Annotated in this window: 15 protein-coding genes, 1 tRNA gene and 1 pseudogene; 5 read left to right on the top strand and 12 right to left on the bottom strand. The window is 61.4% G+C overall.

The annotated features are described in order from the left end of the window. Nucleotides 1–43: 43 nt before the first annotated feature. The 7 genes from ACR3E4_RS00185 to ACR3E4_RS00155 form a co-directional block, all read right to left on the bottom strand. Nucleotides 44–120 (bottom strand) — tRNA-Pro (locus ACR3E4_RS00185). 61 nt (nt 121–181) lie between these two features. Then, nucleotides 182–754: a MerR family transcriptional regulator gene (locus ACR3E4_RS00180; RefSeq protein WP_480531952.1), complete on the bottom strand. Its 573-nt coding sequence runs from the start codon at nt 752–754 to the stop codon at nt 182–184. An 18-nt stretch (nt 755–772) separates the two neighbouring features. Continuing rightward, a complete protein-coding gene (gene ihfA, locus ACR3E4_RS00175) occupies nt 773–1,075 on the bottom strand; it encodes an integration host factor subunit alpha (protein ID WP_008755922.1) in 303 nt (100 codons plus the stop codon). Nucleotides 1,076–1,171: 96 nt separating this feature from the next. Further along, nucleotides 1,172–2,143 carry a beta-ketoacyl-ACP synthase III gene (locus ACR3E4_RS00170; protein ID WP_480531954.1) on the bottom strand — a complete coding sequence of 324 codons (972 nt, stop codon included), beginning with the start codon at nt 2,141–2,143 and terminating at the stop codon, nt 1,172–1,174. Between the two features lie 24 nt (nt 2,144–2,167). After that, a complete protein-coding gene (gene plsX, locus ACR3E4_RS00165) occupies nt 2,168–3,253 on the bottom strand; it encodes a phosphate acyltransferase PlsX (protein WP_480531956.1) in 1,086 nt (361 codons plus the stop codon). A gap of 24 nt (nt 3,254–3,277) precedes the next feature. Then, nucleotides 3,278–3,484: a 50S ribosomal protein L32 gene (gene rpmF / locus ACR3E4_RS00160; RefSeq protein WP_008756996.1), complete on the bottom strand. Its 207-nt coding sequence runs from the start codon at nt 3,482–3,484 to the stop codon at nt 3,278–3,280. Nucleotides 3,485–3,689: 205 nt separating this feature from the next. Next, nucleotides 3,690–4,226, bottom strand: coding sequence for a YceD family protein (locus ACR3E4_RS00155; RefSeq protein ID WP_480531958.1), 537 nt, complete (start codon nt 4,224–4,226; stop codon nt 3,690–3,692). A gap of 85 nt (nt 4,227–4,311) precedes the next feature. Between ACR3E4_RS00155 and ACR3E4_RS00150 the strand changes: the two genes are divergently transcribed. From ACR3E4_RS00150 to ACR3E4_RS00140, 3 genes are all read left to right on the top strand, one after another. Then, complete coding sequence (locus ACR3E4_RS00150; protein WP_480531960.1) at nt 4,312–4,788, top strand: outer membrane protein assembly factor BamE; 477 nt, start codon at nt 4,312–4,314, stop codon at nt 4,786–4,788. Between the two features lie 98 nt (nt 4,789–4,886). After that, nucleotides 4,887–5,621 carry a GNAT family N-acetyltransferase gene (locus tag ACR3E4_RS00145; RefSeq protein ID WP_480531962.1) on the top strand — a complete coding sequence of 245 codons (735 nt, stop codon included), beginning with the start codon at nt 4,887–4,889 and terminating at the stop codon, nt 5,619–5,621. Nucleotides 5,622–5,689: 68 nt separating this feature from the next. After that, nucleotides 5,690–7,498 (top strand): ABC-F family ATP-binding cassette domain-containing protein, encoded by a 1,809-nt coding sequence (locus ACR3E4_RS00140; RefSeq protein WP_480531964.1) that lies wholly within the window; start codon nt 5,690–5,692, stop codon nt 7,496–7,498. A gap of 66 nt (nt 7,499–7,564) precedes the next feature. Here the strand turns inward: ACR3E4_RS00140 and ACR3E4_RS00135 are convergent, their stop codons facing one another. Together ACR3E4_RS00135 and ACR3E4_RS00130 are read right to left on the bottom strand one after the other, a co-directional pair. Continuing rightward, on the bottom strand, nt 7,565–8,122 hold the full coding sequence (locus tag ACR3E4_RS00135; RefSeq protein WP_480567036.1) for a sugar O-acetyltransferase: 558 nt from the start codon (nt 8,120–8,122) through the stop codon (nt 7,565–7,567). A gap of 10 nt (nt 8,123–8,132) precedes the next feature. Beyond that, nucleotides 8,133–8,888 carry a 3-hydroxyacyl-CoA dehydrogenase gene (locus ACR3E4_RS00130; RefSeq protein ID WP_480531968.1) on the bottom strand — a complete coding sequence of 252 codons (756 nt, stop codon included), beginning with the start codon at nt 8,886–8,888 and terminating at the stop codon, nt 8,133–8,135. A gap of 169 nt (nt 8,889–9,057) precedes the next feature. Here ACR3E4_RS00130 and ACR3E4_RS00125 point away from each other — a divergent pair, with 169 nt between their 5' ends. Continuing rightward, nucleotides 9,058–9,915, top strand: a complete 858-nt coding sequence (locus tag ACR3E4_RS00125) for a hypothetical protein (protein ID WP_480531970.1) — start codon at nt 9,058–9,060, stop codon at nt 9,913–9,915. A 95-nt stretch (nt 9,916–10,010) separates the two neighbouring features. Here the strand turns inward: ACR3E4_RS00125 and tyrS are convergent, their stop codons facing one another. After that, on the bottom strand, nt 10,011–11,255 hold the full coding sequence (gene tyrS / locus ACR3E4_RS00120) for a tyrosine--tRNA ligase (protein ID WP_480531972.1): 1,245 nt from the start codon (nt 11,253–11,255) through the stop codon (nt 10,011–10,013). A gap of 295 nt (nt 11,256–11,550) precedes the next feature. On the opposite strand from tyrS, the pseudogene ACR3E4_RS00115 reads away from it, so the two are divergent. Continuing rightward, nucleotides 11,551–12,628, top strand: a pseudogene (locus ACR3E4_RS00115) (anhydro-N-acetylmuramic acid kinase). 63 nt (nt 12,629–12,691) lie between these two features. Here ACR3E4_RS00115 and ACR3E4_RS00110 read toward each other — a convergent pair. Together ACR3E4_RS00110 and ACR3E4_RS00105 are read right to left on the bottom strand one after the other, a co-directional pair. Beyond that, entirely contained in the window at nt 12,692–13,582 is an 891-nt protein-coding gene (locus ACR3E4_RS00110; RefSeq protein WP_480531976.1) for a fatty acid desaturase, read from the bottom strand. Nucleotides 13,583–13,586: 4 nt separating this feature from the next. Next, nucleotides 13,587–14,006, bottom strand: coding sequence for a cupin domain-containing protein (locus tag ACR3E4_RS00105; protein WP_480531978.1), 420 nt, complete (start codon nt 14,004–14,006; stop codon nt 13,587–13,589). Nucleotides 14,007–14,008: the final 2 nt, after the last annotated feature.

Here is a 14,008-nt window from a genome sequence, read left to right as displayed (position 1 = left end):
CAGAGCGGGATCTGGCCTATGTGCCATAAACGTCGGTGTGATTTGGTCGGGCTAGCAGGACTCGAACCTGCGACCTTCCGTCCCCCAGACGGACGCGCTACCAGGCTGCGCCATAGCCCGACGTTGAGGTGTTCATAAAGACTTTCCCGGCGGGGGCAAGAGGAAATCATCGCCTTTTTTGCTATCCCGCCGTGCGGTGTTCGACACGATCCAGCCACTTGCGCAGGTCTTTGGCGATCGGTGCGATCTGATGCAGCAACTCGTCGTCATACTCGGCCCGATTCCACGCCAGCGAGGCGATTCCACCCATCAGCGGAGCCTCATCAAGCGCGTCCGGCTGCGGTGGTTGTTCCACAGCCTCGGGCTTGGCGGGCTGAACCGGCTCGCCCAGATCCATGTCGATCTGATCTGCGGGCTCGGCCGGTTTCGCGGTGAAGGGGACAACCGTGCTGTCAGCGGCGGATTCGGGTTCGGCGTCATCCAGCGCCGGGGACAAAGACGCCACATGCGCGACGCCCTGCTCGCGCAGGATACGCTGGACACCCTTGATGGTGATGCCATCCTCGTGCAGCAGTTTCTTGATACCACCCAGCAGGCGCATGTCATTGGGGCGGTAATACCGCCGCCCTCCGGCCCGTTTGACCGGTTTGACCTGCGTGAACTTGCTTTCCCAGAAGCGCAGCACATGAGCCTGAACTCCGAGCCAATCCGCAACCTCACTGATCGTGCGAAATGCGTCGGGGGACTTACTCATAACACAGATGTCCTGAACTTATTTACGGTTTCCTGCGGCAACGCGATCCTTCATCAGATGCGATGGGCGGAAGGTCAGTACGCGGCGGGGCTGAATCGGAACCTCTTCGCCGGTTTTGGGGTTGCGTCCGATGCGGGCGGTTTTGTCCCGAACGCTGAAGGTACCGAAAGACGAAATCTTCACCTGTTCGCCACGCACCAGCGCGTCGGACATGTGGTTCAGTACGCTTTCGACCAGTTGCGCGCTTTCATTGCGTGACAGGCCAACCTCGCGGAAGACGGCCTCGCTAAGATCCATTCGGGTCAGTGTTTTATCGCCCATGCTATTTCCCCTGTTGATGGTAGAGCATATGGCGATGCGAAATTCGCTGTCAATATCAATGAATTGCGAGCGGCTTTGTAAGCCGGATTGCGCCGGTTACCAGCGCAATGCAACCGCGCCCCAGGCCAACCCGCCGCCGATGGCTTCGGTCACGATCAGATCGCCTTGCTTGATCTGCCCCTGCTGCTTGCCAACCGAAAGGGCCAGCGGGATGGATGCTGCCGAGGTGTTGCCGTGATCCTGTACGGTCACGACCACCCGCTCCATCGGCAGGCCCATTTTCTTGGCGGTGCCCTGAATGATGCGGATATTGGCCTGATGCGGCACGATCCAGTCGACATCATCGCTGTTCAGACCCGCACGCTCCAGCGCAACCTCGGCGGTTTTGGCCAGTTTCTCGACCGCGTGGCGGAATACCTGATTGCCCTGCATCCGCAGATGACCGGTCGATTGGGTCGAAACCCCGCCATCGACATAGAGCAGGTCCTTGTAACGCCCATCCGAATTCAGGTCGGTCGCGAGAATGCCGCGATCGTCGGACGTGCCTTGTCCTTCCTGCTGTTCCAGCACCAGAGCGCCGGCACCGTCGCCGAACAGAACGCAGGTCGACCGGTCGGTCCAGTCCATGATTCGCGAGAATGTCTCGGCCCCGATCACCAGCACGCGCTTGGCCTGACCCGATACGATCAGCGCGTTGGCGTTGCTGAGCGCAAAGACGAACCCGGCGCAGACGGCCTGCACGTCAAAGGCAAAGCCTTTGGTCATGCCCAACCGGGCCTGCACCATGGTTGCCGCCGAAGGGAAGGTCAGATCCGCGGTCGAGGTCGCCAGAACAATCGCGTCGATATCGTCTGCCGTCAGACCCGCGTCGGCCAGGGCAGCCTCAGCCGCTTTTGTGGCCAGATCTGATGTGGTCTCATCCTCGGCAGCGAAATGCCGCCGCTCGATCCCCGAACGGGTGCGAATCCATTCATCCGTCGTGTCCAGCGTTTGTTCAAACTCGGCGTTTGGCACAACGCGTTCCGGTAAATAATGCCCGACACCTACAACAACTGAGCGGCCTGCCATGCTGGGGTACTGCCTTTTTTGTTATTATTCCGATTGAGTCACGGAATGCGCCGCATCTTGTGCAAGTGCGGCAGTTGATGCAACCCGTGCTGCCAGTTTTTCCGCAAAACCGGATTCAGCCAGCGTGAAGGCCAGCTTGATCGCGGCGGAAACGCCGGTGGCGTCCGCTCCGCCATGGGATTTCACCACGGTTCCGTTCAGACCCAGAAAGACGCCCCCGTTGACGCGGCGCGGATCGATCCGCTTTTTCAGTCGGTTCAACGAGGTGATCGCCAATATTGAGGCCAGTCGCGACAATGGCGAGTATTTGAACGCCTCGCGCAGCAAGTCACCAATCAGGTTGGCGGTGCCTTCACCGGTCTTGATCGCGACATTGCCTGTGAACCCGTCGGTCACGATCACATCGGCCTTGTCGCCGGGGATATCGCTGCCTTCGACAAAGCCCACGAACTCGAAATTCGCCTGATCGGCAAAATCCGAGATCATCGCATGTGCTTCTTTCAACTCGGCGCGGCCCTTGTGCTCTTCGGTGCCGACATTCAGCAATCCGATCCGGGGGCGGCTCAGCGCCATGCCGTTGCGCGCATACGAGGCGCCCATCAGCGCATATTGCAGCAGATCCTTGGCGTCGGCGCGTACATCCGCACCTACGTCCAGCATCACGTTGAATCCGTGCGGATTGCGCGAAGGCCACAGAATCGCGATGGCGGGGCGGTTGACGCCGGGCAGCTTGCGCAGCCGCAGCATCGACATCGCCATCAACGCACCCGTGTTGCCGCAGGAAACCGCGCCATGGGCTTCGCCCTGACGCACCGCCTCCAGCGCGGACCACATCGAGGTGTTCTTGCCGCTGCGGACAACCTGGCTGGGCTTGTCCTCCATCGTGACCACATCGGGGCAATCACGAAAAACGACGCGCCCGTCAAGGACACGCCGTTTGGCAACCAGCTTGCGCAGCTCCTGTTCCTGCCCGTGCAGGATGAACCCGATATCGGGGTTCTTGTTCGCAGATTGGGCAATGCCCGCCACAACGACGGCGGGCCCCGAATCTCCGCCCATAGCGTCAACCGAGATGATGATCCGTCCGGTCTGCGTAGGCTGATCCGTCATGCCTTGGCCTGCGTCCAATCAGGTTTAGGCTGCGTCTTCGTCCAGGTCGATTTCGTCGGCCTGAGCGACGACTTCACGGTCATCATAGTGGCCGCAGGACGCGCAGACGTGGTGCGGGCGCTTCAGCTCTCCGCAGTTCGGGCATTCGTTCGGGTTTGCAGCAACCAGAGCGTCATGTGCGCGGCGATTGTTGCGGCGCGACTTGGAAACTTTGTTCTGTTGGACGGCCATGGTCTCAACCTTTGTCTGATAAGGGCCAGCAGATTCGCCGCCAGCCGGGTTACGTTCTTTGTTTTCTCGTGGTTTGACGCGCGTTTAAGGGGCTTGCCCCGCAATGTCCAACCCAAAATCCAATGAGCGCGCGAAAATACTGCGATTCTCGTCATGTTCAAGCGATTTTTCTGACCGCCTGCTATGACAGGAATTCATCCCTCTGTCACTCGTCTTTTTTCAGCGCATCGCGCAGCCCGGCCAGCCCGGCGAAGGGTTTCACATCCTCATCGGTCAGCGCCTGTTTGCCCGGCTCGGTATAGTCCGCCTGACCCAGTTCGGCCCCATCCTTGCGCGGGTATTGGGGCAGGGCCAGCGCCAGCGCCTCGACCATGACCAGCGCCGGGTCGATCTCGGCACCCAATGGTTCGATTTCGTCATCTTCGGGGATTTCGAACTCGGGCTCGTCCGGATCGCTCCAATCGGCCAGAAAGACGCGATTCACCGGGACATCAATGCGCGTGGTCACCGGGTCCAGCGTAACGACGCAGGGTTGGATCACTGTCGCACCAAGTTTGCCGGATAGAGCCCAGTCACGCTTGCCCTGCACGTGCAGCTGTCCTGCAAAGCTGAGCTTGCGCAGCCCCAGCAGGCCGAGTTCCTGTTTGATCGCCTCAAGCGCCTCGCCGGTCGGGCGCAGTTCAAACGATGTCGGAGCGTTTTGCGGCAGGTCGGCGACGCGCAAAGATGTCTGGTTGCTCATTCGTGAGGTTTTCCTGTGTTGAACCGGGGCTGCGGTTTGATGTAATCGGATAGGGCTCGCAAGGGGCCAAGGCAAGAGGGTGCGCATGTTGAACGGTGTGAACAGGTTGAAACCAGCGTCGAGAACGCTTGTCTTTGCAGCTTGTCTGGCAATCGCAGGCGCATGTTCGCCGATCTTCAAGAATCACGGCTATGTGCCGCCGCCAGAAGATCTGGCCAAGATCAAGGTTGGCGTAGATACCCGCGAAAGTGTGGAAGAAACGATTGGTGCGCCCAGTTCGTCAGGTGTTGTACGGGATTCGGGCTATTACTACGTCGCCTCGCGCGTTCGTACTTTTGGCCCCAAGCGGCCCGAAGTCGTCTCGCGCGAGTTGGTGGCCATCAGTTTTGACCAGCGCGGCGTGGTGCGGAATATCGAGCGGTTCGGCCTGGAAGATGGTTATGTCATTGTTCTGGACCGTCGCGTGACCGACTCGAATATCCAGGATAAGGGCTTCCTGCGTCAGCTGCTTGGCAATATCGGCAACTTCAACCCAGCCAACATCCCGGGAGTCAACAACTAAGCCGTTCCGGGCTCTTGCATGGTTCATGGGACAGTCACACATACTGTGCCAGGGACCAGACAGAAGCGAACCGGTCAGCAACCGCGGAGGGTGCGCCCATGGCTGAGATGTTGAACAAGGGCCGCTATCGTGCCCGGCTGGCGCAGACCACGCAGGACGTGGCGGCAGCTCAGGCGTTGCGGACGCTGGCGTTCAGAACGTCGGGGGCGGATTGCGACGGCTTTGATACCCAATGCGCGCATGTCCTGATCGAGGATATGCGGGCAGGCGGCCAATTGGTCTGCTGTTTCCGGATGCTGACGATGCAGGATGGCTCTGAGATAGGGCGCAGCTATTCGGCGCAGTATTATGATCTGTCCGCGCTGAACGGATTTTCCGGCCCCATGACCGAGATGGGCCGGTTTTGCATCCACCCCGATTGGACCGATCCCGATATCCTGCGCGTCGCATGGGGCGCGATGACGGCCTATGTGGATCAAAACGGGATTGAGATGCTGTTTGGCTGTTCCTCTTTCGCGGGGATTGAAACAGCCGAGTATCTGGATGCGTTTGCCATGCTTAAGCATCGCCATCTGGCACCCAAGCGATGGTTGCCCCGGGTGAAGGCGCCGGATGTGTTCCGTTTTGCCGCACGCCTGCGCAGGCGGCCGAATGTGAAACAGGCGATGCTGCGGATGCCGCCTTTGCTGCGGACCTATCTGATGATGGGCGGTTGGGTCAGCGATCATGCGGTTGTCGACAGGCACATGAATACGCTGCACGTCTTTACCGGGCTCGAGATTGGCGCGATTCCCCCGGCCCGCAAACGTCTGCTGCGGGCGGTTGCCGGGTGATATGAGTATTTATGAAAAGGTGAAGCAGGGGCGTTGACGCGTTGCTCTGGCCGGTTTAGCTGGCGGGCATGGCGAGAATTCCTTTGTTGCAGATGTCCGGCATATCCCTGACTTTCGGGGGCGATCCGGTGTTTTCCGAGCTTGATTTGGTGGTTCAACCCGGCGACCGCGTGGCGCTGGTGGGGCGGAACGGGTCGGGGAAATCGACCCTCATGAAAGTGATGGCCGGGCTGGTTGAGGCCGATCAGGGGGATATCGTGATCCCACCTGGAAAATCAGTGGGTTATATGGAGCAGGACCCGGGGATGGATGGGTTCGCGACGCTGGGCGACTATGCCTCCAGCGGGCTGGAACCCGGTGAGCTGTACAAAGTGGAACGCGCCGGTGAGGGGCTGAAGTTCGACCCCGAACGCGCGGTCGAGACGGCCTCGGGCGGTGAGCGTCGGCGGGCGGCGCTGGCCAAGCTGATGGCCGAGGCACCCGATCTTATGCTGCTGGACGAGCCGACCAACCACCTGGACATCGAGGCGATTGCATGGCTCGAACGTGAGTTGGGCGCGACGCGGGCGGCCTATGTTCTGATCTCGCATGACCGGGCCTTTTTGCGGGCACTGACGCGGGCGACTTTGTGGATTGATCGCGGCGTTGTGCGGCGGCAGGAGCAGGGCTTTGCGGCCTTCGAGGGCTGGCGCGACAAGGTCTGGGAAGAAGAGGACCAGCAGCGCCACAAGTTGAACCGGCTGATCAAGTCCGAGGCGCGTTGGGCCGTTGAGGGCATCAGCGCCCGACGTAAGCGCAATCAGGGCCGGGTGCGTGCCCTGCAGGCGTTGCGGGCCGAGAAAGCGGCGCAGATCAAGCGTCAGGGTTCGGCGGCTATGACGTTGGAATCCGGACAAAAATCAGGCCGAAAGGTGATCGAAGCCAAGGGCGTGGCCAAGGCTTTTGACACGCAGCAGATCGTGCGGAATTTCGACCTGCTGGTGCAGCGTGGGGATCGTGTTGCCTTTGTCGGACCCAATGGTGTGGGCAAGACGACGCTGCTGAAAATGCTGCTGGGTCAGGTTGATCCGGATGAGGGCAGCATCTCTCTGGGTACAAATCTTGAGATCGCGGTGTTCGACCAGACCCGCGCGCAGCTCGACCCCGAGATGAGCTTGTGGGACAGCCTGACCGGCGACCCCGAGATGAGGGTTTCCGGCAAGGCCGATCAGGTGATGGTGGGTGGCCAACCCAAGCATGTGGTGGGCTATCTGAAAGAGTTTCTGTTCGACGATGCGCAGGCAAGAGCGGCTGTTAAGTCCTTGTCTGGTGGGGAAAAAGCGCGTTTGTTGCTGGCCAAATTGATGGCGAAATCGTCGAACCTGCTGGTGCTGGACGAACCGACAAACGATCTGGATGTTGAGACTCTGGACCTGCTTCAGGAACTGCTGGACGACTATGACGGCACCGTATTGCTTGTCAGCCACGACCGGGATTTTCTTGACCGTGTTGCCACGACGACAATCGCCATGGAAGGCAACGGGCGGGCAACCGTCTATGCCGGTGGCTGGTCCGACTATATTGCGCAGCGCGGTGACGTACTCGAGAAAAAAGAAGAAAAAACAAAGACTACAAAGTCGAAGGTGAAGCAGGAGGCGAAGCCGAAAACGGGGCTATCCTTCTCGGAAAAACACCGGCTTGAGAAGTTGCCGGCTGAGATCGCGCGGCTTGAGGCCGAAATTGCCAAGCTTGAAGAGCTGATGTCGGACCCCCAGCTGTTCACGCGTGAGCCGGTAAAGTTCCAGAAGGCAACCGAGGCTCTGGTCGAGCGGCAGGAAAAGCTGTCGGCGGCCGAGGAAGAGTGGCTACTGCTGGAGGAGAAGGCCGAGGCCGGATAGTCTGTGTTGTACATCCTGAAACCTGTGGTTTGTCCGTGTTGTACAACTTTTTCCATAAGTGATTTGTTAACCGTCACTACCCGTGATCGGGCGGGCCGGGTTGCCCACAACCGTTTCATCTGGCGCCACGGATTTGGTCACGACACTGCCCGCACCGATGATGGCGCGGTCGCCGATCGTGACGCCGGGCAGGATGATGGCTCCACCCCCGATCCAGACGTTATCGCCGATGGTCACCGGATGGGCGATCTCAAGACCCTGCGCGCGCCGGGTCGGATCCTTGGCATGTTCGGCGCAGTAAATCTGGACCTTGGGACCCAGCAAGGTTCTGGTGCCGATCCGCACGGGGGCGGTGTCCAGAATTGCGCAGCCAGCGTTGAAATAGACCCGGTCGCCCAGTGACAGGTTGATGCCATAGGCGCAGTGGAAGGGGGCTTCGATAAAGCAGTCCCGTCCAACCTTACCAAACAGTGCGGTCAGTTCTTCTGCCATGGCACCGCGCTCATCCGGTGGGCGGGTGTTGTGGGCATGAACGGCGCGGCGGGCGGTCTGGCGCATCTGCTCCAGTTCGGGGTCGAGGCAGGTGTACCATTCACCCGCTACCATTTTCTGCCGCTCGCTCATGCCCTCAGGGTTAGCGCATCCGCAGGGCGCCGTCGATGCGGATGACCTCACCGTTCAGATAGCCCATCTCGACGATGAACCCGGCCAGCCGCCCGTATTCGCGCGGGTCACCCAGGCGGGGCGGGTTGGGGACGTCGGCGGCGAGTTGCTGCTGCACCTCATCCGGCAGACCCGCCAGCATCGGCGTCATGAAGATACCCGGCGCGATGGCCATCACGCGAATGCCGGAGGAGGCCAGATCGCGCGCCATCGGCAGGGTCATCCCGACCACGCCACCCTTGGAGGCCGCATAGGCCGCCTGGCCTTTTTGCCCGTCAAAGGCGGCGATCGAGGCGGTGTTGATGATCACGCCGCGCGCCCCGTCGGGCTCGGGGTCGTTCTTGGCCATTTCGGCTGCGGCGAGGCGCGAGACGTTGAAGCTGCCGACCAGATTGATGTCGATAGTGCGTTGGAACGCGTCCAGCGGGTGGGGACCGTCTTTGCCCACCGTCTTGGCGCCGATGGCGATCCCGGCGCAGTTCACGGCGGCGGTGATCTTGCCCATCTTGTCCATCGCATGGGCTATGGCCGCAGCGACCGAGGATTCGTCCGTCACGTCGGTCTGCACGAAATGCCCGCCGATCTCGGCCGCGACTTGCGGGCCACGTTCGGTGTCGCGATCAAGGATGGTGACCTGCGCGCCCTGTTCGGCAAAGTGGCGGGCGGTGGCCTCGCCCAGACCCGATGCGCCGCCGGTTATGACTGCTGCGGTGGTGGAAAGCTGCATGGCCGGTTCCTCTATAAGATATGAACGTTTGTTCAATAACTGTAAGGGGTGCGGTATGTCCACTGTTTTGAGTGTGCGAAGGTTCGAATTGAGCGTTCACGGATGTGTCGCCGTTTCGTGAATGAACAATCCGTTCGAATGACGTGTTTGATCGTCAGGAGGTACCGATATGGTTTTGTTAACGAATGCGAAGCGCTCACTTGGCGTGATGGTTGCGGCCCCTGTTCTGGGGGTGATGATGGCGGGCAGCGTGGCTGCCGCACCCGAGGTTTGTGACGGGCGCACGGCACGGGCTTTGGCGAATGCAGGAGATTATGCGGGGCTGTGCGATTGCGCGCAGGTGACCCCGAGTTTTCTGCAACGGCTTCAAAGGCGGTCGGATTTCGACACGATTCTGAGCGTGACCGGCGCGCAATGTCCGGGATTGGCGGGGCTGCTAACGGATCTGCCGACCGCGAGCATTGCCGCTGCGACACCGCGCGGCGAGGATCGCGATTCGGACCCGAATGGGCCAGACAGCCCCGGCGGCGGGGGTGATTTAGGTGGTGACGGCGGTGGTGGCGCACCTGATGGCGGTGATCCCGGTGATCCCGGTGCCCCGGGTGGCGGCGCGGCAGATGGTGGCGACCCCGGTGGACCCGGCGGAGGCGACGCGCCCGATGGTGGAGATCCCGGCGATCCCGGTGATGGCGGCGCGCCTGACGGTGGCAAACCCGATGAAAAACCCGACGGTAAGCCGGATGGCAAGCCTGATGGCAAGAAAGGTAGAAAACCGGACGGTAAAAAAGGCGGAAAGCCTGACGGCGGAAAAGGCGCCAAGGCAGATGGTCAGGCCAGAGCCGAGAAGGCCAGAGACAGAGCAGATGCGGCACGGGAGAATGCCCGGTCCAAGGCCGATGCTGCCAGAGCCAGAGCTGACGCCGCCAGATCGAGCTCCAAATCTGGTGGCAAGGGTAAAGGCTCTGGTAAAGGCAAAGGCTCTGGCGGGGGTAAAGGCTCCGGCAAGGGCAAGGGTAAAGGCAAGTAAGCCTGATGCTCTGGCGACATGATCAGCCGGGTACAATTGGAAACGGCCACCTCAGCGAGGTGGCCGTTTTTTCATGTCTCTGTCCGCGGTGGGTCCTAGCCCAGCTGCACCAGCGCGTGCCGCTTTTTCCCCGCGCTCAGCTTGATCGGAGAGGCCAGAGCGCCTGCGTCGATCATAAGCCCGGTATCGGTCAGCGGCGCGTCATCCAGCTTGGCACCGTTCTCGGCGATCAGGCGCTTGGCCTCTTTGCCGGATTTGGCGAGGCCGGATTTGACCATCAGCTGCACGATGGACACCGGAAGTTCCGCACCGGTCAGCGTCAGCGTCGGGAGGTCTCCGCCCACGCCGCCTTTTTCGAACACTTCTCGGGCTGTGGCTTCGGCAGTGGCTGCCGCTTCGGCGCCGTGCAACAGGGTGGTGACCTCGTTGGCGAGGCGGATTTTGGCTTCGTTGATCTCGGACCCGGCCAGAGCGCCCATGCGGTCGCACTCATCCAACGGCAGTTCGGTGAAGATTTTCAGGAACCGGCCCACATCGGCGTCAGTGGTGTTGCGCCAGAACTGCCAGAACTCATAAGGCGACAGCATGTCTCCGTTCAGCCAGACCGCGCCGCCCTGCGACTTGCCCATCTTGCGGCCATCGCTGGTGGTCAGCAGCGGTGTGGTCAGGCCGAAGATTTCGTTGTCCAGCACGCGGCGGGTCAGGTCGATGCCGTTGACGATGTTGCCCCACTGATCCGAGCCGCCCATCTGCAGCACGCAGCCATAGCGGCGGTTCAGTTCGAGGAAGTCATAGGCCTGCAGGATCATGTAGTTGAATTCAAGGAAGCTGAGGCTTTGTTCACGGTCCAGACGCGATTTGACGGATTCGAATGACAGCATCCGGTTGACCGAGAAATGCCGCCCGATATCGCGCAGGAAATCGAGGTAGTTCAGGCTGTCCAGCCATTCGGCATTGTTCAGCATCAGCGCACCGGTGTCGCTGTCGTCATAGGACAGGTATTTGGCGAAGACCTGCTTCATACCCGCGATGTTGGCGTCGATCTGTTCGGGGCCCAGCAGCGGGCGTTCGTCAGACCGGAACGAGGGGTCGCCCACCTTGGTGGTGCCGCCGCCCATCAGGGTGATCGGTTTGTGCCCGGTCTTTTGCAGCCAGCGCAGCACCATGATGTTCATCAGGTGACCCACATGCAGCGACTGCGCGGTGGCGTCATAGCCGATATAAGCCGTTTGCACCCCGGAGATCAGCGCGTCGTCAAGGCCCTGATAATCGGTGCAGTCGGCGAGAAAGCCGCGCTCGATCATCGTGGCGATGAAATCCGATTTGGGGTGGTAGGTCATATCCGTGCCCTTTGGGTTACTGTTGCGGGGCACTGTATAGGCGGCGGGACGGGCAAGGAAAAGATGCGTTTTCAGGAAAGATGGGGTGCCCCGAAAGACGCTCTGGCCGATGAAAAATGCAGGATCTGGGGAAAGGCATCTTGTCAGCCTCAGTGATATGCGGGCAGGTTGAGGCCAGTGCATCGTCAGGTTGAGTAGCCCTTCGAGGGTCAGGCCAAAGGCGGGCGGGAATGAGCAGGAGAAACGCGTGAGCCGGAGCAACGGGAAAACAGGGCCGATCCGGGCGCTGGGGGCGATGTCGGGGACCTCGCTGGATGGGGTGGATGCCGCGGTGGTCGAGACCGACGGGCAGCGGATTTTCGGATTTGGCGATAGCCGGTATCGGGCCTATTCCGAGGAAGAGCGCGCCACCTTGCGCGCTGCGCTGGGCCAGTGGCATGGTCCCGAGGTCGAGGCGGCCGGGGAACTGGTCACCTTTGCCCATGCCGAGGCCTTGGCCGAGTTCGAGGATGCGGAGCTGATCGGCTTTCACGGTCAGACCCTGGCGCATGAGCCGCGCGGGCGCGGAACCTTGCAGGTGGGCGATGGTGTGGGTCTGTCGCAGGCTTTGGGCCTGCCGGTGGTCTGGGATTTCCGCAGCGATGATGTGGCTTTGGGCGGCGAAGGCGCGCCGCTGGCACCGTTCTTTCATTTTGCCTGCGCCAAGTGGATCGGTGCCACGGAACCCTTGTGTTTTCTGAATCTCGGCGGAGTGGGAAACCTGACCTATGTGGACCCGTCTTTCGACGGGCCGGAGGCGCCGGGGGCATTGTTGGCTTTTGATACCGGGCCCGCCAATGCGCCGGTGGATGATCTGATGCAGGCGCGGCTGGGGCTGCCGATGGATCGGGACGGTGCCTTGGCGCGCGGGGGGGCGGTGGAAACCGGCGCGCTGGAGCTGTTTCTGGCCGAGCCGTTTTTCAACCGGATGCCGCCGAAATCGCTGGACCGCAACGATTTCGCCGAGATGATCGGGCTGGTGCAGGAGCTGAGCGACGCGGATGCGGTGGCGACGCTGACGGGCATGTGCGGCCGGAGTGGTGCAGGGGATGGAGCATTGTCCCAGACCGCCCGCGCGGATGTTGGTCACTGGCGGGGGGCGGCGCAATCCGGTGCTGATGGAGATGCTGCGGGTCGCGCTCGATTGTCCGGTCGAACCAGTTGAGGCGGTGGGTCTGGATGGTGACATGCTGGAGGCGCAGGCCTTTGCTTATCTCGCCGTGCGGGTGGCGCGGGGGATGCCGACCTCGTGCCCCGGAACAACCGGGGTAAGCGCGCTGGTGGGGGGCGGGGTTGTGTCCTCTCCGGCGCGGGGCGCTGTGGTGAGCGGATAGGGGGCTCTGCCCCCGTCGCTGCGCGACTCCCCCGGGATATTTTTGGCCAGATGAAGAGTGGACCTAGCGCCTGAGGGTTTGGGTATAGGTATTCGTGAACTCTGCGTAGCCGTTCGAGGTGGATTTCAGGTGGGCCTGGGTCCAGTCGTGGAAGGCTGGCAGTTGGTGGAAGGGCACGTTTGGAAAGGCGTGGTGTTCCGCGTGATAAGGCATGTTCCAGGCCAGAAAGCGGATCAGGCGGTTGGTGAAGGTGGTGCGGGAGTTTTCCAGCATATTCGCCACCGGAGGGCATAGGCCGTGTTCGGCGAGCAGGTAGAGACGTAAGAATGGCTGCCCGATCAGGACGGGAAGGAGCCAGAGCCAGAACAACACTGGCGTGAAGAAAAGGCTGAGCGCGGCGAGTGCATAGAGGGTGAGAAGCAGGCGCGCCTCGGTTTTGATGGCGCGATGTTGGCGGGGCGGCAGGTAGGGGGCGTCGATCTGGCCACGGGCATTTTGGATCAGTGTGTTTGCCATACCGGACCAGTAGGGGGCTCCGCTGAGGTAGAGCAGCAGGCCGGGCCAGTTGTCCGGGCGGGGTTTGCCCGCGAGTTCCGGGTCTTTTTCGGGATGGTTGGTCCATTTGTGGTGGGCCAGGTGGAAATAGCGAAACCACGTGAACGGCAGCGCGATGGGGATTGAGATGGCGTGACCGACCGCGTCATTGATCCAGCCCGTACGGAACGGTGTCTTGTGGGTGCATTCGTGGCTGAGGGTGAAGAGGAAGACCAGCAGAATGCCCAGAGGCAGAAGCAGGAGCGGCCAGAGTGGGATTTGCAGCAGGATTCCGGTTGAGGTGAGGCCGAGGGCCGCAAGATAAAGGGTGAGGTGGATCAGGCCTGCGCCGTTGGCGCGTTGTTGCAGTTGGGTTTTCACCTCGGGTGGCAGGGTTGCTATGAGGCTGCGGTGGTCCATCCGGTCAGGCTTTGGGAATGTCGAAATCGGGGGCGGCGAGAGTGAAGCCGTCGAACTCGAACCCCGGGGAGACGGTGCAACTGACCAGCGTGTAGTCGCCGGTGCTGCGGGCAGCCTGCCAGTGGTTTTCCGGCACGATCCGTTGTGGCGCGCCTTCGGTCAGGTCCGAGGTCAGGAGATGCTCGGTAGCGGGGCCGTCATCGGTGGCACTGATCGACAGGATCAGCGGTGCGCCTGCGTGGTAGAGCCAGATTTCGGTCGCGTCGACGCGGTGCCAGTGGCTGCTTTCTCCCTCGGCCAGCAGAAAATAGATGCAGGTGCCGGTAGCACGGCCCTGATTTTCGGCGCGCCAGGTCTCGCGGAACCAGCCGCCCTCGGGGTGGGGTTGCAGGCCCAGGTGATCGATGATGTCTTGCGCGGTCATGG

It is taken from the genome of Ruegeria sp. AP11 (assembly GCF_056535865.1).
Note: the sequence above shows the minus strand (reverse complement) of the source record. Positions and strands in the feature narration are given on the sequence as shown.